Source organism: Alphaproteobacteria bacterium 33-17 (assembly GCA_001897445.1).
GTDB lineage: Bacteria > Pseudomonadota > Alphaproteobacteria > Rickettsiales > 33-17 > 33-17.
This window is the reverse complement of sequence record MKSX01000017.1, coordinates 1-26345: the sequence shown is the minus strand read 5'-3', so window position 1 is coordinate 26345 and position 26345 is coordinate 1. Positions and strand designations below refer to the sequence as shown.

Here is a 26345-nt window from a genome sequence, read left to right as displayed (position 1 = left end):
ATCTTTATCCCGAGCTAAACCTTTATATGATTTTACAAGAATTTAAGAAAATATTTAATAATGAAGTGTTTTTTAAAGACACTAAGTTTGTCATTTGTGTTTCAGGCGGCTGTGATTCAATGGCTATGCTGAACTTAATGAAAGAATTGGTAAATATCGATCAGCTATACGTAGTAACGGTAAATCACAAGCTAAGACCTGAAGCGTTTGAAGAAGCGGAGTTTGTAGCAAAATACTGCAATAATTTAGGTATAAATCATATTACTCTAGAATGGCAGGATGATATGCCGCTTGCTAAAAATCAGGAAGAGGCGAGGGACGGCAGGTACAAGCTAATTTTTGAACATGCAGACAAAATTGAAGCGCCCTATATTTTTACTGCCCATCATTTAGATGATATTATTGAAAATTTCTTTATAAGAGTGGGCAGAGGCAGTGGCTTAAAGGGTATGAATGTATATAAACCTGCTTCAATAACTTCAAAATTTAAATTGATCAGACCATTAATAAACTCTACTAAAAAGCAAATTTTGAATTATTTAGAAGAAAATCAAATAGAATACCGCAATGACCAAAGTAATTTTAGTGATAAATATCTTAGGTCAAGACTTAGAAAATCTTTGGAAAATATGGCTCAAGATTTACCTTCGATAAAAACGACTCTTAAAAATATCAGCGCTGCATATGACTCAGCTGAAGAAAATTATATAAATAAAATCATACATATTGTTGAATTTAAAGGTGCTGCGCAAATTAAAGTAAATAAATGCATATTCCAGACGCTTACCCTAGATGAAAAAAGAAGGCTTATATCGGAAATAATAACTAATCTAAATACTGATAAGCCAGATATTCGCCTTAAAACCCTTGATTCTGTTATAAGTAAAATAAGTTTAAATAAAACGGTTACCGCTGGTAATTTAATATTTAAAAATAGTAAAATGGATATAATGATTTCTAAAGAAATTAGGAAAAAAAATAAAAAACCATCATAACAGCCTTGAAAAATTTAAAACTACACCTAAAATTCATATTGTAGTTGCACTGCATGTCAAATGCCTGTTTAATATAAATATAATAGATTAAAAAATTTGGGTTTATTACAATGAACAACTTTCTTAAAAACTTCCTTATATGGATGCTGCTAATATTTACTCTTGCGGGAGTTTACAATTTTATACAGGGCGGCAGTATATCAGGGTCATATTCATCTTATGCTTTCTCAGATTTTTTAGGTAAAGTTGATGAAGGTCAGGTATCAAGCGTTATAATTCAGGGTCGTACTATTGAAGGCAGAATGGCAGATGGTACAAGATTCTCCACATACGCGCCAGAATACCCAAATCTTGTAGATAAACTTAAATCAAGTAATGTAAGAATTGAAGCTGTGCCAAATGAAAGCAAATTCAATTCTTTATTTGGTATACTACTTTCATGGTTCCCAATATTCCTTTTAATTGGTGTTTGGGTATTCTTCATGAAACAAATGCAAGGCGGTGGCGGTAAAGCTATGGGCTTTGGTAAATCTAAGGCTAAATTACTCTCTGAAAAAGCTAAGGTTACTTTCAGTGATGTAGCTGGTATTGATGAAGCAAAAGAAGAATTAGAAGAAATTGTAGATTTCCTTAAGGATCCGGGTAAATTCCAGGCTCTTGGCGGTAAAATTCCAAAAGGCGTACTTTTAATAGGTTCTCCTGGTACTGGTAAAACTTTATTAGCAAGAGCGATTGCTGGTGAAGCAAATGTACCATTCTTTAGTATTTCTGGTTCTGACTTTGTTGAAATGTTTGTTGGCGTTGGTGCAAGCCGCGTTCGTGACATGTTTGAGCAAGGTAAAAAGAACGCTCCATGTATTATATTTATCGACGAGATTGATGCTGTTGGTAGACACCGTGGTATTGGCTTAGGGGGTGGTAACGACGAAAGAGAGCAAACACTTAACCAGTTACTTGTTGAGATGGACGGCTTTGAAGCAAATGAGGGTGTAATCATTCTTGCTGCAACAAACAGACCAGACGTATTAGACCCTGCGCTTTTAAGACCTGGTCGTTTTGACAGACAAATAGTAGTGCCAGCGCCAGATATTAATGGTAGAGAACAAATTTTAAGTGTTCACATGAAGAAAGTACCGCTCGCGCCAGATGTGGATGCAAGGGTAATAGCAAGAGGTACCCCAGGTTTTTCTGGTGCTGATCTTGCAAATCTTGTGAATGAAGCAGCTCTTATGGCAGCAAGGCGTAATCGTAAGCTTGTTACCATGACTGAGTTTGAAGAAGCTAAAGATAAGGTTATGATGGGTGCGGAAAGAAGGTCGCTAGCTATGACAGAAGATGAGAAAAAGCTTACGGCTTATCATGAAGGCGGTCATGCTATTGTTGCATATTACTCTCCTGCATCTGATCCTATTCATAAGGCAACTATTATTCCAAGGGGAAGAGCTTTAGGTTTAGTAATGAGGCTTCCTGAGAATGACAGATTATCAGTAACCTATGAGAAGCTTAAAGCTGATATTGCTGTTGCTATGGGCGGACGTGTTGCAGAAGAGCTAATATTTGGTACTGAAAAAGTAACAAGCGGCGCATCTTCAGATATTCAGCAAGCAACTCGTATGGCAAGAGCTATGGTAACAGAATGGGGTATGAGTGATAAAGTAGGGCCAATTTTCTTTGGTGGTGATCAGCAAGACGCATACTTAGGGGGTTCAAGCGGAGCTGCTAAGGTTAGAGCAGATGAAACTTCAAAGCTTATTGATGATGAAGTCAAGCTTGTTGTAGAAACTGGTTATGATGTTGCTAAAGACATTTTGTCCAAGAATCTTGATAAACTTCATATGGTAGCAAAAGCACTACTTGATTATGAAACTCTGACAGGTGATGAAATACGTGATCTTATAAATGGTAAGGAAATCATCAGGCAGGATAATGATTATACACCTAAAAAGTCTACATTTGTGACTCGTGATATGGGTGATGATCCGGAGCCACAAGCTACATAATTCACTATAAATAAAATGCCCGGGTTTATCCCGGGTTTTTTATTTGATCGTAACAAAATGTAACCTAAATTAGGCTGAAAAAATAGTGAAATAGAAGTATATTATAAATTAATAATATTTAAAATTTCTTATTTATCAGGTACATAGATGAACTTATTCGGCACAGATGGTATTAGAGGAGTTGCAAATTTTGGTAATTTAAGACCTGACGTTGTCATGAAAGTAGCTGTGGCATTATCTGGCTTGTTGTCACAAAAATCAAGCAGGCAGCATGCTAAAGTAGTAATAGGTAAAGATACAAGGCTATCAGGGTATATGATTGAGAATGCCTTAACAGCAGGATTTATTGCAAGTGGTATTGACGTGTTTTTATTAGGACCAGTCCCAACTCCAGCAGTAGCAATGCTTACAAAATCTATGAGAGCAGACGTTGGTATTATGATTTCAGCATCTCATAATCCATATCAAGATAACGGGATTAAAATTTTTGGACCAGATGGTTATAAAATATCTGATGATTTGCAAAAAGAAGTATCAAGGATAATTGAAAATGATAACTGGGAGATATACCTAGCGGGATCATCTGATCTTGGTAAGGCAAAAAGAATAGATGATGCACACGGAAGATATATAGAGTTTTTAAAAGCAACTCTGCCTAAAAGAATGTCACTAACTGGTATGAAAATAGTTCTGGATGCGGCAAATGGTGCAGCATACTCAGTAGGACCTGTAATTTTATCGGAACTAGGCGCTGATGTTATAGCTATTGGTGATAATCCAAATGGATATAACATAAATGAAAAATGCGGATCAACTTACCCAGGCTTTTTAGTTCAAAAAGTGCTTGAAAATCAAGCTGATATAGGAATTGCTCTAGATGGTGATGCAGATAGAGTAATAATTGTCGATAGCAAAGGTGAAATTATCGATGGAGATAAAATTTTAGCTCTGATTGCTATGAACTGGAAAAAAAACGGAAAGCTTACACAAAACAAAATTGTTACTACTGTGATGGCTAATAAGGCTTTGGAAGACTTCCTAAACGATTACGGTATAGAAGTTATTCGCACTGCCGTAGGCGACAGGTACGTTATGCAGGAAATGCATAACAATAATATAAATTTAGGTGGTGAACAATCTGGTCATATTATTCTCTCAGATTTTGCCTATACAGGTGATGGGTTACTGGCTGCGCTTCAAATATTAAGCGTAATGGTAGAAGCTGGACTTAATAGCCTTGATATTAGCGATTTATTTAAGCCATACCCTCAAATTCTTAAAAATGTAAGGCTTTGTGACACAAATTATGATTCTGCTAAGATATCAGACTTAGTTGACGAAATAACTAAGGAAACTGGCGCTAGGATTTTAGTAAGAAAATCAGGTACTGAGCCATTAATAAGGATTATGGTTGAAGCAGAAAATGAAGAGCTTTTAGGTAGCATTGCTGATAAAATAGAAAATGCTGTAATTAGCTAGGATAGCATTCTTTTGACAGGAATAGTTATTCTAACTCTAGTGCCTATGTTAGGAGTCGAGTGAAACTCTAAATTTCCACCATGTAACTTGGCTAGTTTGATAGAAAGCGGCAAACCAAGCCCTGTTCCTTGTTCTGATTCCCTAAGGAACGCATGGCGTACTTGTCCAAATTCTTCCATAATTACAGGTATATCCTCAGGTTCTACACCTATGCCGTTATCAATAACATCAAAATAGATAAACTTACCTTCTATACCAACTTTAAGATCTATTTTCCCATTATCAGGAGTAAATTTAGCTGAGTTAGAAAGTAAGTTTACAAATATTTGTTTAAGCCTAAGACCATCTGCAAATATAAATCTGATTTTGTTCAAAATCTCATAATTTACAGATATATTTTTAGTTTTTGCCTGATATTCTATTAACTCAATTGCACCTATGATGATTTCCAAAATATCTACACGTTTTTCATAAAGTAAAATAGTTCCTGATTCAGCTCTACTTGTATCTAAAATGTCATTTATCAGCTCAAGCAAATGCTGACCTGCGTTATAAATATAATTAGACGCATTTACGTATTCAGGTTTTAGTGCGCCATGGATTTTTTCTTTAATAATTTCTGCATATCCGCTAATCGTAAATAGGGGAGTTCTGAGTTCGTGACTTACATTTGCTAAGAACTGTGATTTAGCGATATTTGCTTCTTCTGCTTCGGTTTTAGCGATGCGTAATTTTTCTTCAATCTCAATAATTTCACGAATATAGTCCTTAATTTTAGAAAGATGGAGGGCAAAGTTATTGATCTCAAATGTTTGAAACTCAGGAATTTTTACCTCTGTATTACCTTTTGCAATTTCATCTACTACAAAAGACAAGCTAAATAATGGTTTGAAAATTCTATGCTTAAATTCATATAGTACTACCGCAAATAATAATCCCATTATTGCAAACGGAATTACCTGGAGTTTTAGGGTTTCTTTAATATCATTCCAAATTACATTAGGATAATAACCTACGGCTATTATAAAAGGATATTTAGAGGATTTACGCACAATATCGTAATTTATATCATTAAACTTTAAATGTTTTGGAATATGCTTAGAAACGAATTGGTCGATAAAATAATCTCTTGGGATTTTTACACCTTTTGCAGTAGACTGTAATATTATCTCTCCATTTTCAGAAAATATCATATAAGCAACTAAATTAGCATCTACTGCCTTATCAATATACTGAGCTAAACCTTCAATAGATAGTCCTACGTTAATGTATCCAATAATCTCATTAGAAAAGTTCTTGATTGCTTTAAGCGCAGGAATAAGACGTTTCCCAGAGATTATACCATAGGTTTGTCTGTCAAATACAAGTTTACCAGGGTTTTTGTAAGATGTATCGGCTCCTTTGCGGTAGGAAATATCAATCGGCTTCTGATGGTATCCAAACTTACTACTAACAATAATTTTACGGTCAAGTCCAGCCCAGGAGAACGTGGTAATAGCAGGTAAATTTGTAGAGTTACCAACATGCGATTCAAGACTTCTAAATAGTTTAGCAACCTGTGGAATATCAGTATAAATATACTGCATTTGATTTGCTATAAAATCTGTAATGTAGTTAATATAGTCAAAGTTTTGAGTTATTTCCTGATCCAGACCATTTAAATGTAACCTTAAATCATTTTGATACTGAGATTCAAGTTTGTTAAAATTCAGCCAGCTTATCCATGCATAAATAATAATAAGTATTGAGCTTACAATAAATATAAAGTGAAAATAGTCAGATGATAGTGTTTTTTCGGGGCGTTTATACATTATAACTGGTTATTAGGCTGAATTGAGAACGTTTTAAGAATTTTGTAGATTTTTTATATAATTTCAAGAGAAATTTATTCTTTTGATACAGGAATATATCTTGCTGACTTAATATAAAACTTATCCTTGAGTTTATGAGTATATAAATCATGTAGTGGTTTTAAGTCATTCTCTTCAAAAACCTCCACGCCTTTATCATTATCGGCGGTAATTATTAAACCTTCTTCTTTGTTTAAGAAAAGAGTATCGCCAACTTCCATAATTTTATTTGTAAGTAGTTTGCTGCTAGGATCATATATTTTTAACGCTGTTTTTTCTGAAGCAATTAAAACAGTAGAATTATTGCTACCAAAAATATCTTTAAATACCTGATTTACTGAAAAATTTGATGCAGACATTTTAACATTTTCTACATCACGAATTGATAAAAGAGCTGATTTAACAATTTGTTCTCTGATCTGATTTTTGTTGCTATTCTTATGATATAAAAATAATATTCCGTAAATGACGACTAATACAAATAAAGACGTAACAGCTAATGATTTGCTCTGTTTACGTTCCATAGTGTCATTAAATACAGGCGATATATAATTATTGTCCTGTTGTGCGGGATGAGATCTAATTTCTTCAGGTACTGACAGACCTAGCAAATCGCTGTATGCTTTTAAATATGCTGTTGCGTAAACTTTAGCTACAATATTAAATATGTTACCTTCTTCGATAGCCTTAATGTAGCGGCTATTGACTTTAAGCTTTAGGCATACGTCTTCAATCGAAAGACTCTTGTATTCTCTCGTTTTTCTAACTATTTCACCGAATTCCGCGTCGTGACTTTCCATGAACCAATCTTGACGTAAAATTAAAACCATATTTATTTATTAACCTAAATATTTATATTTGTAAAGATATATTGTATTTTTAGTTAAAAATATATATAATGTAACTGCCGCAAGGCTATGGCAATAAACGCTATTCGGAATAGACGTTATGGACCCGGGGGCGGTACCCGGCATCTCCACCAAATAATTTTATGGGGATGAATTAGCTTCGACATGCGTAATAAAGGTGTGGTTTTTGCTCGGTGTGATTAGCCGTGATAAATCAAAAAAGTAAGTGCAAACGATAATAATGCACCTGTAGCTAACTCAGCACTCGCTGCTTAGTTTTCTACGCGGTTAGGGGGCCCCGGGCAACAGAATGCCCCCAAAATCTTGAAGTAATAGCCATTTCATGCTCGCTCATCGCGCACGTACGAAACATATTTACTTTAAATGGTCACGCGTGATCCAGCCGCCACCTAAAACCTTATTTTCATCATACATAACGCAAGCCTGACCAGGGGTTACCGCTCTTTCAGGATCAAACATAGTAACTTTATATTTATTATCGTCAGTTTTACTGATATGGGCATGTGCGCCTTTATGGGTAGAGCGTAATTTTACAAAGCAATCTAAGCCTTCTTCAGGAAAATCTGTAATTCCCAGCCAATTAAGACCAGATATGAAAAAGTTTTTGCTTTTAAGATCATCTTCACTTCCGACAATTACTTTCTTGTTTTCAGCGTCAATTTTCACTACATATAGCGGATTTGCTGCTGCTATACCAAGACCTTTTCTTTGACCTATTGTGTAGTTAATAATTCCTGTATGCCTGCCTAATACTTTGCCTTCCATATCTACAATATCACCTGCATCTAATGCGCCAGGTCTTAGTTTAGATATAACGGATGCATAATCCCCATTTGGTACAAAACAAATATCCTGACTATCACTTTTATTAGCAACATCAAGTCCAAAGCGAGCTGCATGTTCTCTGGTTTCGGTTTTATTCATATGTCCAAGTGGGAAAAACGTATAATTTAGCTGCTCTTTAGTGGTTGCAAACAAAAAGTAACTTTGATCTTTTGTTTCGTCATTTCCTTTAAGTAATACGGGTTCATTATTTATATAGGTTTTTTGTATATAATGACCAGTAGCAAGCCCGTCAGCTCCTAAATCTTTAGCAACCTTCAATAAGTCACGAAATTTAACAGATTGATTACATTTAACACATGGAATGGGGGTTTCGCCATTCATATAACTATCAGCAAATTCTTCAATAACAGACTCTTTAAAAAGGCTTTCGTAGTTTAAAACATAGTGTGGAAAGCCTATTTTATCTGCAACGTTTTTTGCATCGTAAATATCCTGCCCTGCGCAGCAGGCACCTTTTTTCTCGAGAGTTACGGCAAGGTCATATAGCTGCAGTGTTACGCCAATTACCTGATAACCAGCTTCATGCAGCAGGGCTGCAACAACTGAGCTGTCAACGCCTCCAGACATGGCGACGATAATTTTGGTATCACGAATAGGTTTAGTTAGATGAGGGGCTGTAAGCATTTTTACTGAAGTTATTATAAAATTCTGGTTAATTTGCAGTAGTTTTTATAATAACTTAGTAAAAAAGTCAAGTATATATTATTTACGAGATAACAGATCTTTAATCGTATAAGTAGCAACTTGTGATATTTCAGTATTGTTACACACTATGCTTGTTAAATTTGGCATAGGTAATGTATTGCATGTAACTTTTTGATTATTTGATATTTTTTCGTAATCACGACTAGGTATATTAACAGAAAAAGAACGTTCACCTGATTTAAAAGTAACCCAGTATCTGTCACCATTTTTTTTAGATTCTGTAATTGTTATGTTATCAGTTATCGATAATAAAATTTCAACGTCACCGTTTATTAAACCTATATTATCGATAATAGTTGCAGCATTTGCGAGTTTAAAGCTTAATATACCTGCTAAGATAAAAAGAATTTTTGATATTTTATTCATTTATAACCTCACTACATATGAACCGTTTTTAGTACCCTGCTCAATATCTTTATGAGCTTTAGGAATTTCATTGAATTTATATTCATTTACATGTGGTTTGATAGCGCCTTTTCTTATTAAATCGAAGACATCTTCACATGCAATTAAAAGCTCTAGTCTATAGAATCTATAGACTTCAAGCCTTGTTCTTGTGACGTATGCGCATTTTTTATCCAGTTTTGACAAGTCAAGTATTGGCGCTGTACCTGCTGTATCACCACAAGATACAACAATACCCAGGTAGTTTAGACAATCTATAGATTTTGATATAAAATCACCACCGATAAGGTCAAAAATAACGTCTACGCCAATCCCATTTGTAAATTTCAAAGTTTCATCTACAAAATTTGTTGATGAAGTGTCTATAACGTGTATACAGCCGTTTTCCTGGGCAAAGCTTACTTTGTCAGGTGAATTAACAGTACCTATAACTTTTATATTATGCGAAGTTGCCATCTGACATAAAATGTGACCTACTCCTCCAGCAGCGCCATGAACAAGTATAGTCTGCCCTTCGCGAAGTCTTACAACGCGTCTCAGTAAATAATGGGCAGTCAAGGCTTTAGAAAAGCATCCTGCCAATATTAAATCATCAATATCGTCGGGAATTACAACGCAGTATTTGAAATCTATATTGCGCTTTTCGGTATATGCTCCATAAGGTGCTGTAGCATATGCAATTCGCATGCCTTCTTTTAAGTCAGGGAACTTATTTTCAGATGAAATCTTGCTGATTACGCCTATCCCCTCGCTACCAAGTAAAAGAGGGAAATCTGCCTGATAAACACCTGTACGTAATAAAATGTCAGAGTAATTTATTGAAATAAATTTTTGGTCAATTGTTACTTCATTACCCTTAGCTTCTGTTATAGAAGGTGTTGATATTTCGAAGTTTTCAACCCCGCCAGGGGCTTTGAGTATTATGGATTTAGACATTTACATTTCCTAAAGTATTCACATTCATTCTATAACTTAAAAATTTTTTTTCAAATTTTATCTTATTGATAAATAATGATTTTTGAATTTTTTTTAAAAATAAATTTTTTTGTATCTTTTTTGACAATAAATCTAAATAATTGATATATATGAAAAAAGATGATAATCGTATAAATTGTATTCAGGTAAAAATATTATATGTATCAGTTGTGTCTGGGGTATAAAATATAGCCTATGGCATAAAATTATATAATATTTTAACTTATTTGACGTCCAGGGTAATTGGATGGTAAAATTATTAATAAAATGTTAACTTAAGTTTTAAATGTAAGGTAAGAATCATGTCATCAAGCGCTAATAAAGTTAATGAAACCCCTAGAGAAAAATATGATCGTTTAGAGGCATTAAGAGAAGAATATTTAGATATTTATGGTCCAATGGAACCAGAAGTAAATAAAGAATTGAAATACTTTGGGAATACTTCAAAAGAAAATAAATTAAAATCGGCTCCGCAACTTGCAAACAAAGTTTATGACTTTACAACTGGATTGCGAAAATTAATTGAATGTAACACAGGAATTGTAAATGTGTTAAATACTAAAGATGATCCTGAAAATAAATCAGCTGCAGCGATAAGACAGAATGAAATCAATACTTTTAAAAGAATAATGACTGATGTATTTTACTTTATGGCTGAGTTTAAAGTAAATGATTTTGCTAAAGAAGGAAATAAACTCATAGCAAAACAGCAAGCTAAATTAGTTAAGGAGAAATTGAAAGAATCTAAAAAAGCAGAAAAAGCCGAGAACAAAAGAGCAAAAGAAGAAGCCAAGAAAGAAGTGAAGAAAGGTAGAGTATTATAATTTTAGGTTATCAATTCTACATTTATAATGCAAAAATATAAAATAGTGTTTGTGTTAATATATTTAGATAAAGTATAATATCTAAGTATATTAACACTTTTGTATTTTTAATTTAGGCTGAATTTGGTATGGAAGACTCTTCAAATGAAGATAAATTTTTAGAAAAAAAAGATTTAGTGCCTATCAAATCTCAAAAAAAATTAATGCCTGTTTTTATTGACGATATTAGTCATGTTGAAGTTAATATTAAAGGGCAGAAGTATAAAATGCCTGAAGTGCTAGATGCACTTGAAAAAGGTAATGCAGAATTTGCCGAAAAAGTTCTAGAGGAACTTACCGAATATGTTGAAAATCAGATTGCTGAAGCTCCCAATCGTGATTTTAAAAGCCCACAAAAATATGAAGAAATCCAGCAAAAATTAAGATCACTGCCATCTGTTGATAATTTCAAATGGGAAGCAGGAAGACCGACAGGTCAAAAATATATGGAAGTTATTAAAGAAATGATGCTTGCCATGGGTCAGGATTTTGCAGAAAAAGAACAAGAATTAGAAATGGATATAAAATCCTTAAATGAAGATGCATTAGAGCAGCTTCAGGATGAGATAGATGATCTTGACAAAGCCCCACTTATGGTTTTGCTTCAAAAACTTTTTGGCATTCCGTCTGCTAAGAATAAAGGCAGAGATGTTAAAATGGTTGAACCAAAGCTCCATATTCGTATTTTTAAGGAAGCTGTTTTACTGCTTGGCAAACTTGCCTGCGTGCTTGGATTTAAAAACTTTGGTAAAAGCTTTAAAGTGTTTTTGCTGAATCAAATGCTTGCCAGGCTTGAAGGTTTGCTAAACATGCTTGATAAAAGGGGTTATAAAGGTCCCTTAAAAGAGTTGCTTGAAAAATTGCGTGATAAAATTAAGTCATTAATTCAGGCTGAAAGAAACGATATAGCTCTAAGAAAGCCAAAACTTAAACACGAATTAGAAGATAAATCAAGCAAGGATAATGAAACTGCAAATCGCGATGAAGCAAGTAAGCAGGATGAAAAGAAAACAGAGGAAAAACAATCAGAAGATAAAAAAGATGAAGCTAAAAAACTAGAAGAGCTAAAAGAAGAAGCTAAAAAAGAGCAGGCTAAACAAGAAGAAAGTAAAGGAATGCTAGGTGTTTTTGATAAAATTGGGGATGCTATACAATCCTTAAATCCATTTGAATCAAATAAAAATGTTAATAGTTTACCTTCGGAGGTTGACAGGGGGCTTGCACAAGTTTTAGGTTCAGATAGAATCGATACTAATACCAATAGTCTTCCTAGTCATTTTGATCCAAGGTCACAAAATCCTACTAGTCAGATTGAAAATCAAAAAGAGAATAACCATCAACATGGTGAAAACAAGGGCGATCATCATAGCAGACCAAACTGGATTCAGGATGGTAGTAATAGTCAATCTCCTGAAAATTCTGGTCACGATCACCACGGTCATCACCATGGTCATGGGCATAATAACCATCATAATCATGGTCACTCAAATAATTCCATAAATAACAATAATTTGAATCCATCAAATCAAGTTAGGAATAATAAACCAGCTCTTGAAGACAATGCGAGTAATTTAAATAATATGAAAGCTGATAAGAAAATTAACAATGCAAATTTATATGGTAATGTTCAAAATTATTCCGTAAGTCCATTAAATTCTCCAAATGAATCACCAGGAAAAAATAAAGGAATTAATTTGAGAAATAACTAACCCAATATCTCTTCTTCAAACCTCTTCCCATAAAGCTTATTTGCAAGCGGTACTCCTGTAGGGGAGGTGATGTTTACTTCAGTAACATAATTACCAATCATATCAATACCCGCGAGCAATATGTCATTTTCTTTTAAAAACATACCTATTTTATTACACATTTCAAGTTGCCTGCTTGTTAAATTGTAAGGATGCGGTGTTGCACCCCTTGCAGTGTTTGCTCTAATCTCACCCTCTAAAGGTACTCGGATAAAACTGGTCATAATTTTATCAAAGGACATTATTATCCGTACGTCACCTTGTGTTATTTCAGGTAAAAACTCCTGAATAATTAAATAGTCACCATAAATTTTTTGATAGTCTAAAAAGTCATTTGAAGTTTCAAAAATTTTTACCCCTTCACCTGCATGACCATATAAAGGTTTAATAATACACTTATGATCTTTTTTAAATTTTATAGCCTCATCTAATGATGCAGTAATAAGCGTCTTCGGCATAAAATCTTTAAAATAAACAGGTATTATTTTTTCAGGGTGAGAGGTAATCACAGAAGGTTTGTTATAAATTTTAACCTTATGCTCAATAGTTTTAAGCATATAGCAGGATGTTAAATAATCCATATTATATGGCGGATCATGCCTGATAAAAATGCTATCTGCTTGCTCTAAATTAATGGTTTTTGTAACTAAACATTTAAAGCTATTTTGTTCAAAAATATATTTGCTAATAGTTGCTTTTAAGCTGCCATCAAAAAATATATCTTTAGGCGTATAGCACCATACGTCGTGTGACTTTTCTAAGTGACGGATAAATAGTATAGATGTATCAGTTACAAAGTTAAGCTTAGATGGATGGTCAATTTGAAATAAAATAAGTTTTGTCATGGTATAAAATAAGCAGACCTAAAATAAAGGTCTGCTTTGAATAAAATTAATCATCAAAACTGTCAAATTCTTCTACGATGCCGCTTTCATCGACTGGCATGCCTGTGCGTGATGACACTGGAGCAGAAATTGGTCTTGAGTTTACAGGTGCTGAAATTTCACGTGATTTAATTGGCTCAATTTTGTGATTTTTGTATGTTGTATCAACCACGCCATTATGATCGCGGTTATATTCAACCTGTTCTGGGGTGTCATTTAATCTGTCTTTAATTTTAACATGACTGATAACTTTTTTTACGAACCTAACTCTTGATGCAACTGAGTTGACTAACTCAAGTTCTTTCGGAGTTCTTGCAATACCAATGATATAAACTACGCCTTTAATGGTCTCGATATTAAAGTTTACAGATTTGATATTTTGATTAAAAAGTAGCTTGGTTTTAATATTGGTTGTAATCCATGTGTCTTTGCTATATTCGCCAATATTAAATCTATCACGGTCATCAACTTCTATTTCGTTAATTACCTCACGAACACCGTTCTGATTCCATGCGATTCTGACGGCTTCCATTCTATCTTCAGGATTACGTACTACACCTGTAAGTAATACTTTTCCTTCCGATACTTTAACATTTACCCTGCTAAATAGGCTGTTAATATCTTTGCGTAATAAATCGTTATGGATTTTTGTTCGAATAGCAAAATCATCTACGGAACTTCCAACTGTTTTATCTTTATTGAGAACTACGCCAGTTGTTGCAGAAGTAGCAGCAACCAGACCAAAGCAGCCAGATAATGTAATGACAGCAAATAATAATGAAATAAGTTTTAACATATTTTTCCCAAATTCTATTTAAATGGCTTTTCTTCGCCCCTAATTATTCTTTTAAAATTGCTAGCATGTTTTACTAGCACCAGGGATGATATCACAAAACAAAAAATTGGCAAATCTTCACTGGTAAACATTGTAATAGCATATACTGGCGATAATGCAGCCGCAACTATAGCTGATAAAGATGATATACGTGAAAGATAGAATACAATAATCCAGGTTCCTATTGTTGTTAATCCTAATATAGGATTTATATATAAAAGTACAAAAGCAGATGTTGCAACGCCTTTTCCGCCTTTAAACTTAAGCCAAATAGGAAACATGTGACCTATAATCGCAGCAAATCCAGATAGATAGACATCGTAGGGATGATATTTAAAAAGTATCTGAGTTATAAGTATGGCAATCACGCCTTTTATTCCATCCAATAATAAGGTAAGTAGTGCCGATTTTTTACCAACTGTTCTTAAGACATTTGTAGTGCCAATATTACCTGAGCCTTCTTTGCGGATGTCTTTGCCTGCAAAAACTCTGGCAATTATAAGACCAAAGGGTATTGATCCTATTAAATAGGAATATAAAAATATAATATACTGATCCATTATTTCTCCATTACATATATACCAGGGGCGTTATACAAAGAATTGGAATCTATGTATTTTTTAGTAAGCGCTTTTTCCATGGTTTTAGAATATTTATTATTCCATTCGCTGTAATCTGTCCACCATGATTTTTTATGATATTCAGCATTTTCTAACCATTTTTCAGTATTGGCGCTATATTTATTGTTTACATATATACCGTATTTCTGCCTTGACGGGTGGTTTACAACACTTCCTACATGACCTGATTCAGATAAAATAAACCTGATATTCTTCTTATGAGTTTTGGTAATTTCGTATGAACTTTGCCATGGCACGATATGGTCTTCTTTTGCAGCCATAAAATACATCGGTATGTTTATGTCCAAAATATTTATTGGAACATTATCAATCTTGATTTTATTTGGCTTAATCAGATTATTCTTTAGATACATTTCTCTTAAGTAAAAGCTATGAAAAGCTGCTGGTACTCTTGTAGCATCGGCATTCCAGTATAGCAAATCAAAGGCAGATGGATTTTTGCCAAGCATATAATTATTTACCACATTGCTCCAAATCATATCATTAGCTCTGAGTAAGTTAAAGGTCATGCTCATGTCACTTGCATCATGATAGCCCAGCCTTTCCATTTTAGCTTCCATTGCCTCTATTTGTTCTTCGTCAATAAATACACCTAAATCACCTGGATCGGTGAAGTCTATTAAGGTAGTTAGAAAAGCTGCGGAAGATATGATATTGCTTTGTTCATTCGCAGTAAGATAAGCAAGACTTGTCGCAAGTAAAGTGCCACCAATGCAATATCCAATTACCGAAACTTTTTTAGAATGTGAAAACTCCTGCGCTTTTAAGATATTCTCACAAATATCAAGAACATAATCGTCAAAGCCAGTATTTTTTAATTTAGCATCGGGATTTACCCATGAAACAATATAAACCTGATATCCTTCCTCAAGCAACCAATTAACAAATGAATTTTTAGGCTGCAAATCAAGAATATAATATTTATTAATGCATGGAGGCACAATGACAATTGGCTCTGCCTTCACTTCCTTAGTTTTAGGATAATAGCAAATTAGCTCTGATATATCAGTCTTTTTAACGATTCTTCCTGGTGTTGTAGCAATATTTTCACCAACTTTAAAAGCGTTCATATCAACAGAGCTTATTTTTGGGAGCTTAGATTCAACAACATCTTTATATAACTTATCTAAGCCTTCAATTAAATTATCTGCATTGGAATCAATTACTTCTCTGAGTACCGCAGGATTAGTGCATACAAAATTTGATGGCGAAAAAGCGTCAGTAATTTGCCGTACATAAAACTCAACCTTTTTTTTATTTTTAGGATCCTGAGGCATATTATCATTAATAATATCATTCATCCATTCGGACGTCATAAGATATGTTTGTTTTAAATAATCGAAATACACATTTTTATCCCATGCAGGATCTTGAAACCTTGCATCTTTGTCCTGAGCTTTATAAATATCGTCTAACTCTTCGCCTTTAAATTTGTTAACCACGTTATTTAAAATTTTCATGTGATTACTATACCAATCCTCATTGATTTTCATAAATTTTTCAGGGTTTGAGATAATGCCGTTCCAGAATTCTGTTACAAGATTGAAAGGATTGTTGTTGGCATAATTTGGATAATTATCCTTAACCTTATTCATATAATCATTGAGGAGTTTAGGATAGTTGGTTGCTATGTTAAAAAGATTTTCTGTAAGCTTTTCGTAAGATTTTTTTTCTGCCATGATAATTATAGATTTTGAATAATATATGAATATCTACTTTTAATAGTAGGTCATATGTTTGCTCGTAAGTCAAGCGATTGATATATAAAGATTTAAGAAAATCATTGACTTTATGTAAAAATTGCTATAGAAGAATTGGAAAACTTTTGATATTCGCTAGAGGAAATCATGAAACGTACATTCCAACCAAGTAAAATCGTTCGTAAACGTCGTCACGGCTTTAGACATAGAATGTCTACAGTAGGTGGTAGAAAAGTAATCAGCAACCGCAGATCTAAAGGACGCAAAAAATTAAGTGCGTAGTTTTTCTGCTTTAACGGGTGATAATAATTTTAAAGCCATAAAGTTCAAAGCAAAAAAAATACACTCTCAAAATTTTATAATGTGCGCTAGGCTTTCAAAGTCTGGCGCTTTTTGTCTTGGTGTAATTACCTCCAGAAAATTGGGTAACGCAGTAAAACGTAACAAGATAAGAAGGCGCATTAAAGCTGCCCTACATGATATTCTAAGGTCATTTGAATTGCCTTTGGACATAGTTATTATTCCAAGAGCTATAATTTTTAGTAAGCCATATCAAGAAATAGAGGCAGAACTTCAAAATCTGGTATCAAGTTTTTATGAAAAACAATAACTTAGCATACTATTTATTTTTACCTCCTTTATTACTTTACAGATACATAATTTCGCCTATAATCCCTAGATCATGTAGGTTTAAACCATCCTGCTCATGTTATATGATTGAAGCTATAAGGATCCATGGTTTTTATGGATTATACTTGGGTTTAAAGAGGCTAATTAAATGCCATCCTTTTGCACCATGGGGCTTTGATCCTGTTCCTGAGTATAGGGATAAAATGGAAAAGAAAAATGGAAAATATAAAAAGCATAATTAAAACATTTGTAGTTGCGGCTCTTGTCGTATTGGGTGTGTATTATTTTTTAGGTAAAAATAATACTGCTATTGAACAGCAAAATAACGTTGAACTTGTGAAGCCTGAGGTTGCTATTGAAGCTTCAAAAAATCATAGAATTCATGTTGTTACTCCTAAATTCAAAGGCTCAATAGACTTAAAAGGAATCAAATTTGATGATTTGACTTTACTTGAGTATCATGAAGAAGCCAGTAAAGAGAGTCCGAAAGTAAAACTATTAAACCCAAATAATACAGAAATCGGTTATTTTTCTAATTTCGGCTGGTTATCTAATGATAGTAGTGTGAAACTCCCTAATGCTGAAACAATATGGCGTGCAGACAGCCACAATCTTACTCCTGATAATGACGTTGATCTTACCTGGGATAACGGTGAAGGTTTACATTTCCACGTTAAAATTGAAGTTGATGACGACTATATGTTTTCTGTTACTCAAACTGTAAAAAATAACTCTGCCAAAGACGTTGTTGTTATGCCTTATGGTTTAGTCAGTAAAATGGTGAAAAACAAAGTAGATTCTTCAGCGATACTTCATGAAGGTCCTGTTGGCTTGTTTAATGGCATTTTAAATGAAATGGCATATGAAAAGCTAAAAGATGAAGTAAAAGTTGACCACCGTAATAATAGCAAAGGCTGGCTTGGTATTTCAGATAAATACTGGCTGACTACTGTTGTACCAGATTCAAGATATGCTTTTGATGCAAGTTATAACTACAAAATTGTAAATGGAATTGACAGATTCCAGGTAGATTTTTTAGGTCAAAAGATAGCGCTAAATAAGGGCGCGTCTACAAATTATATAACACATTTTTATGCTGGTACAAAAAGTATCAATATATTAGATGAATACGAAAGAACATTAGGTATAGATAAATTTGATCATGCTATTGATTTTGGTTGGTTATATTTTCTAACAAAGCCATTCTTTGTGGCGCTTCAGTTTATCTATAAATATACATATAATTTTGGTATAGCAATTTTAGTATTTACAGTACTTATTAAGCTTATAATGCTTCCGCTTGCGAATAAGTCATATGCTTCTATTACCAAAATGAAAGAGCTTAATCCTGTAGTAGCAAGGCTTAAGGAAAAGTATAAAGATGACAAGATGCGCTTTAACTATGAGCTTATGCAGCTTTATAAAAGAGAGAAAATTAATCCTCTTTCTGGGTGCGTACCAATTATAATTCAAATTCCTGTATTCTTTGCATTATATAAAGTTTTATATATTACAATTGAAATGAGACATGCTCCATTTTTTGGCTGGATCCAGGATTTATCTGCACCAGATCCAACGTCAATTCTCAATTTCTTTGGCTTAGCGCCATGGGCAGCGCCAAGCTTCCTTTCGATTGGTATATTGCCGATATTAATGGGTATTTCAATGTATGCTCAGCAAAGGCTGAATCCTGAACCTGCAGATCCTGTTCAGGCTCAAATCAGCAAGTTTATGCCGCTTGTATTTACTGTTATGTTCTACAATTTCCCATCAGGTTTGGTGCTTTATTGGGTATGGAACAATATACTTTCAATACTACAGCAGCTTTATGTTCAAAAAAGAGTTAAAAAAGAGCTAAATAGATTCTAATGGAATTAACAGTACAAGAAGTAGAAAAATTGTTTAGTAGCCCTTGTGAATTCGTTGCAGGGGCGCAAAACTTATCGCAAGTGCCTGACTTAAATGGGCTGCCTGAAGTTGCTTTTGTTGGTAGATCTAATGTTGGTAAATCCAGTATTATTAATAGTTTGGTAAATCGCAAAAGCCTTGTTAGAGTTTCATCTAACCCAGGGTGTACCAGACAAATGAACTTTTTTAATTTAAATAACAAATTAATTCTGGTTGATCTGCCAGGCTATGGATTTGCAAAAATTTCTAAGAAAGAATCGCATGAATGGAATAATACAATCACGCGCTATTTAAAAGGTAGACGCGAAATGCAAAAAGTTTTTGTATTAGTAGATTCAAGGCACGGGCTTAAAGATACAGATAGACAAATTTTCAGATTCCTGGATGATTCTGCTATGTCATATCATCTGGTACTTACAAAATCAGATAAGACCAATTCTAATGATTTACAAAAAGTACAAGATCAAATAAAATCCGAAATGAGTAAATTTACAGCGCTCTATCCTGAAATGCTTGTAACAAGTGTTCATGATAGTGCGTCGATCATGGAGCTACGAAATGAGATTGCTAAAGCATCCTTCCGTTATTGCAAATAATATTCATAAGCCAAAAGCTTACAATAACGAATTTAATATATTAAGTGAGGCAATACCTTACATTAAATTATATGAAGGGCAAACAATGGTTATTAGCTTTGATGAGGCTATGTTAGAGAGCCATGAAATAATGCAGTCATTTGCACAAGATTTAGTATTACTTAAAAATGCTGGAATTAATCCTATTATAGTACACGGCGCTTGTTCTAATATTAAAATTTTCTGTGATAAAAATAATTATCCTATTGCTGAAACAGATGGTGTAATAAACGCAGATACTCAGAATATTGATATAGTTGAAATGGTTGCTCTACTTATTAATAAGAAAATTGTAAGCTATATTAATAATAATGATGGCTTAGCAGTTGGTGTTTCTGGAAAAGATGCTCGTTTAATTGAAGCAAAAAAGGTTCGCTCAAGCACTTCCAAAAAGGTCAATAATGTTGAAATATTTGCCAGTTCTCTTAATGGAGAGGTTTTGGCTATCCATCCTGATTTATTATCATGTACAGATGAATCTGACTTAATCCCAGTAATTGCCTCTATTGGCTTTAACGACAATCATCCAACATTATATTTAAATCATGATAGCGTTGCATCTATGATTTCTTCAAGTATATCAGCTTCTAAAGTAATATATTTAACAGAAGAAAATATTTTTTTAGATGATGAAAGCAATGTGATTGAGGAAATTTCGTCAGTTCAGGCTAAAAATGCTATAACACCGAAGCAAAACTTACGTGTTAAAAACAAAATTAAATCAGCTATAGAAGCAGTAGAGGGTTTTACTGAATCTGCGCATTTCTTAAGTTCAAGTGTTGAGCATGGGCTAATTTTTGAAGTATTGTCTGACAATAGACCCGGAACTGTAATTTATCCTTGTAATGTTTAATTATGAATAATTCTATATATCGTGGTGATTCTTTATTATTAGTTATTTCTTCACCCTCTGGTGCTGGAAAGTCTACGCTTTGTAAACGTTTGCTTGAAGAAGATGGTTTAATTAAAATGTCTATTTCAGTAACTACAAGACCAAAGCGTCCTTCCGAGCAAGATGGCGTTGACTATTATTTCGTTGATAAGCCTCAATTTGAAAACATGGTAGATAATAGCGAGCTTATGGAATATGCGCGGGTATTTGATTATTCTTATGGTACCCCTAAAATGACAGTAGAGAAACATTTACAAAATGGCTATGACGTTTTATTTGATGTTGACTGGCAAGGTGCAGCGCAGCTTAGAGGATACTCCAGAGATAACTTAGTAAGTATATTTATATTGCCACCATCTATGGATGAGCTTGAAAACCGTCTCCGTAAAAGAGGGCAGGACAGTGAAGAAGTGATAATGAAACGTATGAAAAAAGCTAAATCTGAGATCAGTCACTTTAATGAATATGACTATGTGGTAGTTAATGAAAATGTAGAAGATACGCTATATTTGATTCGTAATATTATCAAAGTAGAGCGCATGAAAAGAAGACGTACTCCTAAAATTGATGAATTCGCACTACAGTTATGCAACTAGTTACTGTTTTTTTAAGTATCGCTATAATTATTTCAGTCTATGCAGGTCTGGCTGTTGCGCCTGTTTATGGGATAATGAGTGTCTTGATTATAATTAAGCAAAAACTCTGGAATGCTATTAAAAATATAAAAATTTACCAAAATACTATATTTATAGTATCTGTATATCTGATTATTTGCCTGGCATTTAATGTAAATCATGCCTCTATTAAAACATTTATTGCAACTATTTTAGTAGCTTTGATGGTAAGACCGCTTCTTAAAGAGACTATAAATACTAAATATGTTGTAATTGCATTTATAATATACGTTGCTTTAGCATTTATTGAAATTACATCTAAAGGCGCGGTAACTAATATATTTAGAACATATTTTACTAAAGTTTACAGACCATTTATTTTAGATGATTTAAACCGTGCTATGACATTTGGTAGTTTGTTATTATGGCCTTTAATAGGGTATTTATATGAAAAAAGTAAGTTTTATAGCAGTATACTTTATATTGCATTTATAATGTTGCTTGCTTCATCAGATTCTGCAACTTCACTTATAGCTGCAATTGTGTCAGGTATGGGTTTTTACTTATGTAGATTTAAGTTTATACAAAAAGCTTTTATACCAGTAACTATATTAGGATCTATTGCTTTTCCAGTTATTATGTGGAATATTTCAGCATCAGATAATATTATGCTGACTGTAAAGTTAAGATTAGATATTTGGCAGGGATTGATTTTGCATATGATGCAAAATTTACCAGATTTTATATTAGGCAGAGGTTTTGATAGTAGCAGAAATATTTATGAAACTTATAAAGTTTTAGTACCACTACATCCTCATAACCATATTTTACAAATTATATATGAAACCGGAGTTGTTGGGCTTGGACTATATTTTATTTTAATATCTAAGTTAATTCACAAATATAAACATGATCATATATTTTGCTCTATGTTTATAACATATTATTTTATATCACTTGTGTCATACGGCATTTGGCAGAGTTGGTGGTTAGCTGCGCAAGTATTTGCATTTATTCTGTATTATAGCGGCAAGAAAAATGCAGTATAACTTACTTCAAAATAGTAATATTAAAATAAGTAATTTAGGTTTAGGATGCGCAAGTTTTTGGGCAAATAAACTCTATAGTTTTGAAAACGCGAGAAAAATAGTTGATACGGCTATTAATAATGGCGTCAATTACTTTGATACAGGTCATAGCTACGCAGAAGGCAGTGCTGAGATTAGGCTTGGAAATATTATTAAAAACTATCCTCGAGATAGTTTAGTGATATCTACTAAAGTAGGTTCCTATCATAAAGATGGAAAAATTCTGCTAAATTTTGAATATGATTTTTTAGAAAAACAGTTAGATGAAAGTCTCAAGGTCCTGCATTTAGATTATATAGATATATTATATCTACATGGACCTAACGAGCTTAATGAAGATATGATAAAGTTTTTACATTTAGCAAAAGAGAAAGGAAAATTAAGGCTGGGTGGTATAAACTCATTTAATAGTAATGTAATTAATGAATGTATAAAACTAGATTTTATAGATGTTTACATGCTAGATTATAACATTGTAAATCCACTGAAAATTAAGCACTTTAATGATATAAAAGTAAAGGGCAGAGATATAATTGCAGCAGCACCCCTTGCTAGTAACTACATTGACAAAAAATTTTTAAGAATAAATTCCATAGCATCGTTCTGGTATATACTTAGAGCGTATTTAATAAGAAAATTAGAGCTGGAGAAAGCTAAAAAATTGCAGAAATTTTTTGATAAATATCCAGAATTTACACCGCAATCTATAGCGCTTAAATTTGTAATTAATAATCCTAATATTACAAGTAGTGTAATTGGCACTACAAAAGAAAAACATTTGCTAGAAAATATAGAGAGTTGTAATATAAACCTTCCAGAAGAATTAATTTTAAAATTTATAGAGATTGAGAATGAATATAAGCTTGAGAACATGGTTAATAGCGGCATGCCTTATGGCGTTTGCCATGATAATGTATAATGGTTTTGAATATGTAGATCCTAAAAATATCATTACATCAAATAAAGGTAAGTTATTACCAGAATATGAATTTACTGATATGGAAACGAAATATAAAGTTCCTACAAGTGAACTACCTAAAACCGCAATTTATTATATATTTTCACCAACATGTAAATATTGTATAAAGCAGCATTATTACATTGAAAAACTAAGAGAAAAGCTTCCTGATATAAATCATATCGGAATTTCTTGGTATAAGAATGATGAAGCATCAGAAAGATGGGTAAATCAGCATGCAAAAGGCTTATTTGATCAGGTCTTATTTATGCATTCTGAGGAATTACCATATAGCCTTGATATATACGGTATTCCACATACTTTAATTGTGATTAACAGACAAATTGAGTTTCAAAGTGTAGGATTACTTCAAAATGCGACTATTAATAATCATATTATACCTTTGTTTCAGCCAAAATAGTTTTGCGGATAATGGATTTAAAATTAAGCAGCAGCTTAGATGTATAACCTGTAATGGTCAGTCCATTTTAGAATCGGAAACAGACTCGGCCAGAAAAATGCGTACTCAGGTTGATGAATTAATAAAAAATGGCAAAAGTGAAGCTGAGATTTTAAATATAATGCGTGAAAAATACGGCGATTTTGTAGTATTTGCACCAAAAATGGATATAAATAATCTTTTTGTTTGGCTAGTTCCATTCATTCTATTATTATTAGGTACTATATATTTTTGGAAACTATCAAAACAATCGCTGGATAAAAATGTCTGATTTATTTAACAATAACACACCACGTAAAACTACTTCAAAAACTGTAAATACTTATACCGCTAAAGATATTGAGGTTTTAGAAGGATTAGAAGCTGTTAGAAAAAGACCAGGCATGTATATTGGCGGTACAGATGAAAAGGGTCTTGAGCATTTGGTTGTAGAAGTTTTCGATAACTGTATGGATGAGGCAATTGCAGGCTATGCAACATATATTAACATTCATATTAGCGAAAATCAGACAGTTACGATTTCAGATAATGGTCGCGGTATTCCAGTAGATCCGCATCCTAAGTTTCCTGATAAATCAGCGCTTGAAGTAATTTTAACAACTCTTCACTCAGGCGGAAAATTCTCAAATAAAGCTTACCAAACATCGGGTGGTCTTCATGGTGTTGGTATTTCAGTTGTGAATGCACTATCTGAAAAATTAGTGGTAAGAGTAAAGCGTGATGGTAAGACATGGGTACAGGAATATAGCAAAGGTCATGCAGTAACCGAAATAAAAGCAGAAAAACCAGCTAAAAAAGAAACAGGCACAACTATCGAATTTTTACCTGATTTTGAAATATTTAAATCAGTTAGATTTAATGTAAAATCATTATACAATTTTGCAAAAGCTAAGGCCTATTTATACAGAGGCGTGATTGTTAACTGGTCATGTGATGAATCACTAATAAGTCCATCAAGTAACATTAGCAGTAAGGCGACATTCCATTACCCAAGTGGTCTTAAGGAGTATTTGCTTGATTACTTTGAAAGCAAAACATCAGTTGTGGGTGGAGAATTTTTTGATGGAAATGTTAACCTTCCAGATGGTGTTAGTAAAATTGAGTGGGCAGTAGGCTGGGGCGAAGTTAAGGAAAATTTCATCAGATCATATACCAATACTATTTATACGCCACTTGGCGGTACACATGAGCAGGGCTTTAAACAAGGGCTGCTTAAAAGCTTAAAAGCCTATGCTGAGATGATAAACAATAAAAAGGCAGCAAATATATCTGTAGAAGATTTAGATGATGATGTATGCGCATTAGTATCGGTATTCATTCCAGAGCCACAATTTCAAGGGCAAACAAAAGAAAAGTTAATTAATCCTGAACTTGCTAAAATTGTTGAAAATGCAATTAAAAACGCTTTTGATTTATGGCTTGCTACCTATAAAACTGCTGCTAACCAGCTATTAGAATTTTTCGTTGCTAAAGCAGAAGAAAGGCTAAACCGTAAAAAGCAAAAAGATATTAATCGTAAATCTATGACCCAGCGTCTTAGACTTCCTGGTAAGCTTGCAGATTGTTCCAGAAGTGCCAGGGAAGGCACAGAGCTTTTCTTGGTAGAGGGTGATTCTGCGGGCGGTTCTGCTAAGCAAGCAAGAAGCCGTGAAACACAGGCGATTCTACCTCTTCGTGGTAAGATATTAAACGTTGCTAGCTCTTCTAAAGATAAAATCTATGGTAATCAGGAGCTTGCAGATATTGTAGTTGCTCTTGGTACGGGTAGGGGTAAAGACTTCAAGCTAGATAGCCTTAGATATGACAAAATTATTATCATGACAGATGCTGACGTTGATGGTGCGCATATTGCTTCACTCCTTATGACATTTTTCTTCCTAGAAATGAACCCGCTGATTAGGAATGGGCATTTGTATTTGGCAATGCCGCCACTTTATAGAATAAACCACGGTACAACAGTTTATTACGCGCGTGATGACAAAGACAAAGACGAAATCATAAAAAAGCTCCCTAAAAATAAGGGAAATATAGAAATGGGAAGGTTTAAGGGGCTAGGTGAGATGACGCCAGAGCAATTAAAATCTACCACTATGGATCCTACAAAGCGTAATCTAATTAAAGTAACGATCGAAAACTATGGTGAAGTATCTGAGTTTATTGACAATTTAATGGGTAAAAAACCAGAAATGCGCTTTAAATTTATTTCTGAAGCTATCCAAAACCATATGGACTTTATTAAAGACAATATCGATGTTTAATTTGAAAGCTGTCAAAGCATAGATTGTTATGGTAGTAATAATGGTACATTCTAGATAGTAGTGCAACGATTTATTAATAAGTTAGGGATTAATTTTTGAGGGTTGAG

Annotated in this window: 25 protein-coding genes and 1 other RNA gene; 17 read left to right on the top strand and 9 right to left on the bottom strand. The window is 33.4% G+C overall.

All coding sequences use genetic code 11. The annotated features are described in order from the left end of the window. Positions 1-26 precede the first annotated feature (26 nt). From BGO27_08145 to BGO27_08135, 3 genes are all read left to right on the top strand, one after another. Positions 27-995 carry a tRNA lysidine(34) synthetase TilS gene (locus BGO27_08145; protein ID OJV13853.1) on the top strand — a complete coding sequence of 323 codons (969 nt, stop codon included), beginning with the start codon at positions 27-29 and terminating at the stop codon, positions 993-995. 110 nt (positions 996-1105) lie between these two features. Further along, the gene (locus BGO27_08140) at positions 1106-2995 is read left to right on the top strand and encodes a cell division protein FtsH (GenBank protein ID OJV13852.1); all 1890 of its coding nucleotides are present in this window, start codon (positions 1106-1108) and stop codon (positions 2993-2995) included. 147 nt (positions 2996-3142) lie between these two features. Further along, complete coding sequence (locus BGO27_08135; GenBank protein OJV13851.1) at positions 3143-4474, top strand: phosphoglucosamine mutase; 1332 nt, start codon at positions 3143-3145, stop codon at positions 4472-4474. On the opposite strand, the gene BGO27_08130 is transcribed toward BGO27_08135, so the two are convergent. After that, positions 4471-6285, bottom strand: coding sequence for a hypothetical protein (locus BGO27_08130; GenBank protein OJV13850.1), 1815 nt, complete (start codon positions 6283-6285; stop codon positions 4471-4473). The genes BGO27_08135 and BGO27_08130 overlap by 4 nt on opposite strands. A 74-nt stretch (positions 6286-6359) precedes the next feature. Further along, entirely contained in the window at positions 6360-7154 is a 795-nt protein-coding gene (locus tag BGO27_08125; GenBank protein ID OJV13849.1) for a hypothetical protein, read from the bottom strand. Between the two features lie 37 nt (positions 7155-7191). Between BGO27_08125 and ssrA the strand changes: the two genes are divergently transcribed. Beyond that, positions 7192-7493, top strand: a transfer-messenger RNA (tmRNA) gene (ssrA, locus tag BGO27_08120). 54 nt (positions 7494-7547) lie between these two features. Here the strand turns inward: ssrA and BGO27_08115 are convergent. The 3 genes from BGO27_08115 to BGO27_08105 form a co-directional block, all read right to left on the bottom strand. Then, positions 7548-8663 carry a tRNA 2-thiouridine(34) synthase MnmA gene (locus BGO27_08115; protein OJV13848.1) on the bottom strand — a complete coding sequence of 372 codons (1116 nt, stop codon included), beginning with the start codon at positions 8661-8663 and terminating at the stop codon, positions 7548-7550. Between the two features lie 78 nt (positions 8664-8741). Next, the gene (locus BGO27_08110; GenBank protein OJV13847.1) at positions 8742-9110 is read right to left on the bottom strand and encodes a hypothetical protein; all 369 of its coding nucleotides are present in this window, start codon (positions 9108-9110) and stop codon (positions 8742-8744) included. Further along, entirely contained in the window at positions 9111-10085 is a 975-nt protein-coding gene (locus BGO27_08105; GenBank protein ID OJV13846.1) for a hypothetical protein, read from the bottom strand. It lies immediately after the preceding gene. Positions 10086-10426: 341 nt separating this feature from the next. Between BGO27_08105 and BGO27_08100 the strand changes: the two genes are divergently transcribed. Continuing rightward, positions 10427-10948 carry a hypothetical protein gene (locus BGO27_08100; GenBank protein ID OJV13845.1) on the top strand — a complete coding sequence of 174 codons (522 nt, stop codon included), beginning with the start codon at positions 10427-10429 and terminating at the stop codon, positions 10946-10948. Between the two features lie 128 nt (positions 10949-11076). After that, entirely contained in the window at positions 11077-12696 is a 1620-nt protein-coding gene (locus BGO27_08095) for a hypothetical protein (GenBank protein ID OJV13844.1), read from the top strand. Here BGO27_08095 and BGO27_08090 read toward each other — a convergent pair. From BGO27_08090 to BGO27_08075, 4 genes are read right to left on the bottom strand one after another with little or no spacing between them, the layout of a single operon-like run. Then, positions 12693-13580, bottom strand: coding sequence for a hypothetical protein (locus BGO27_08090; protein OJV13843.1), 888 nt, complete (start codon positions 13578-13580; stop codon positions 12693-12695). The two genes, BGO27_08095 and BGO27_08090, sit on opposite strands and share 4 nt — an antisense overlap. Before the next feature lie 46 nt (positions 13581-13626). After that, the gene (locus tag BGO27_08085) at positions 13627-14415 is read right to left on the bottom strand and encodes a hypothetical protein (GenBank protein ID OJV13842.1); all 789 of its coding nucleotides are present in this window, start codon (positions 14413-14415) and stop codon (positions 13627-13629) included. Between the two features lie 14 nt (positions 14416-14429). Further along, positions 14430-15014, bottom strand: a complete 585-nt coding sequence (locus tag BGO27_08080; protein OJV13841.1) for an acyl-phosphate glycerol 3-phosphate acyltransferase — start codon at positions 15012-15014, stop codon at positions 14430-14432. Then, positions 15014-16774 carry a hypothetical protein gene (locus BGO27_08075; GenBank protein OJV13840.1) on the bottom strand — a complete coding sequence of 587 codons (1761 nt, stop codon included), beginning with the start codon at positions 16772-16774 and terminating at the stop codon, positions 15014-15016. The genes BGO27_08080 and BGO27_08075 overlap by 1 nt, the downstream gene beginning before the upstream one ends. Before the next feature lie 295 nt (positions 16775-17069). On the opposite strand from BGO27_08075, the gene BGO27_08070 reads away from it, so the two are divergent. From BGO27_08070 to BGO27_08020, 11 genes are read left to right on the top strand one after another with little or no spacing between them, the layout of a single operon-like run. Beyond that, on the top strand, positions 17070-17405 hold the full coding sequence (locus tag BGO27_08070; protein ID OJV13839.1) for a ribonuclease P protein component: 336 nt from the start codon (positions 17070-17072) through the stop codon (positions 17403-17405). Next, entirely contained in the window at positions 17392-17667 is a 276-nt protein-coding gene (locus BGO27_08065) for a membrane protein insertion efficiency factor YidD (protein OJV13838.1), read from the top strand. The genes BGO27_08070 and BGO27_08065 overlap by 14 nt, the downstream gene beginning before the upstream one ends. Next, a complete protein-coding gene (locus BGO27_08060) occupies positions 17642-19294 on the top strand; it encodes a membrane protein insertase YidC (GenBank protein ID OJV13837.1) in 1653 nt (550 codons plus the stop codon). The genes BGO27_08065 and BGO27_08060 overlap by 26 nt, the downstream gene beginning before the upstream one ends. Continuing rightward, positions 19294-19929, top strand: a complete 636-nt coding sequence (locus BGO27_08055; protein ID OJV13836.1) for a hypothetical protein — start codon at positions 19294-19296, stop codon at positions 19927-19929. The genes BGO27_08060 and BGO27_08055 overlap by 1 nt, the downstream gene beginning before the upstream one ends. Next, a complete protein-coding gene (locus BGO27_08050) occupies positions 19892-20821 on the top strand; it encodes a hypothetical protein (GenBank protein ID OJV13835.1) in 930 nt (309 codons plus the stop codon). The genes BGO27_08055 and BGO27_08050 overlap by 38 nt, the downstream gene beginning before the upstream one ends. 2 nt (positions 20822-20823) lie before the next feature. Next, on the top strand, positions 20824-21456 hold the full coding sequence (locus BGO27_08045; protein OJV13834.1) for a guanylate kinase: 633 nt from the start codon (positions 20824-20826) through the stop codon (positions 21454-21456). Continuing rightward, positions 21447-22523 carry a hypothetical protein gene (locus BGO27_08040; protein ID OJV13833.1) on the top strand — a complete coding sequence of 359 codons (1077 nt, stop codon included), beginning with the start codon at positions 21447-21449 and terminating at the stop codon, positions 22521-22523. Before BGO27_08045 ends, BGO27_08040 begins: the two co-directional genes overlap by 10 nt. Continuing rightward, positions 22513-23481, top strand: coding sequence for a hypothetical protein (locus BGO27_08035; GenBank protein ID OJV13832.1), 969 nt, complete (start codon positions 22513-22515; stop codon positions 23479-23481). The genes BGO27_08040 and BGO27_08035 overlap by 11 nt, the downstream gene beginning before the upstream one ends. Continuing rightward, on the top strand, positions 23468-23941 hold the full coding sequence (locus BGO27_08030; protein ID OJV13831.1) for a hypothetical protein: 474 nt from the start codon (positions 23468-23470) through the stop codon (positions 23939-23941). Before BGO27_08035 ends, BGO27_08030 begins: the two co-directional genes overlap by 14 nt. A gap of 22 nt (positions 23942-23963) precedes the next feature. After that, positions 23964-24251, top strand: a complete 288-nt coding sequence (locus BGO27_08025; protein ID OJV13925.1) for a hypothetical protein — start codon at positions 23964-23966, stop codon at positions 24249-24251. Continuing rightward, the gene (locus BGO27_08020) at positions 24244-26238 is read left to right on the top strand and encodes a DNA topoisomerase IV subunit B (protein ID OJV13830.1); all 1995 of its coding nucleotides are present in this window, start codon (positions 24244-24246) and stop codon (positions 26236-26238) included. Before BGO27_08025 ends, BGO27_08020 begins: the two co-directional genes overlap by 8 nt. Positions 26239-26345 lie beyond the last annotated feature (107 nt).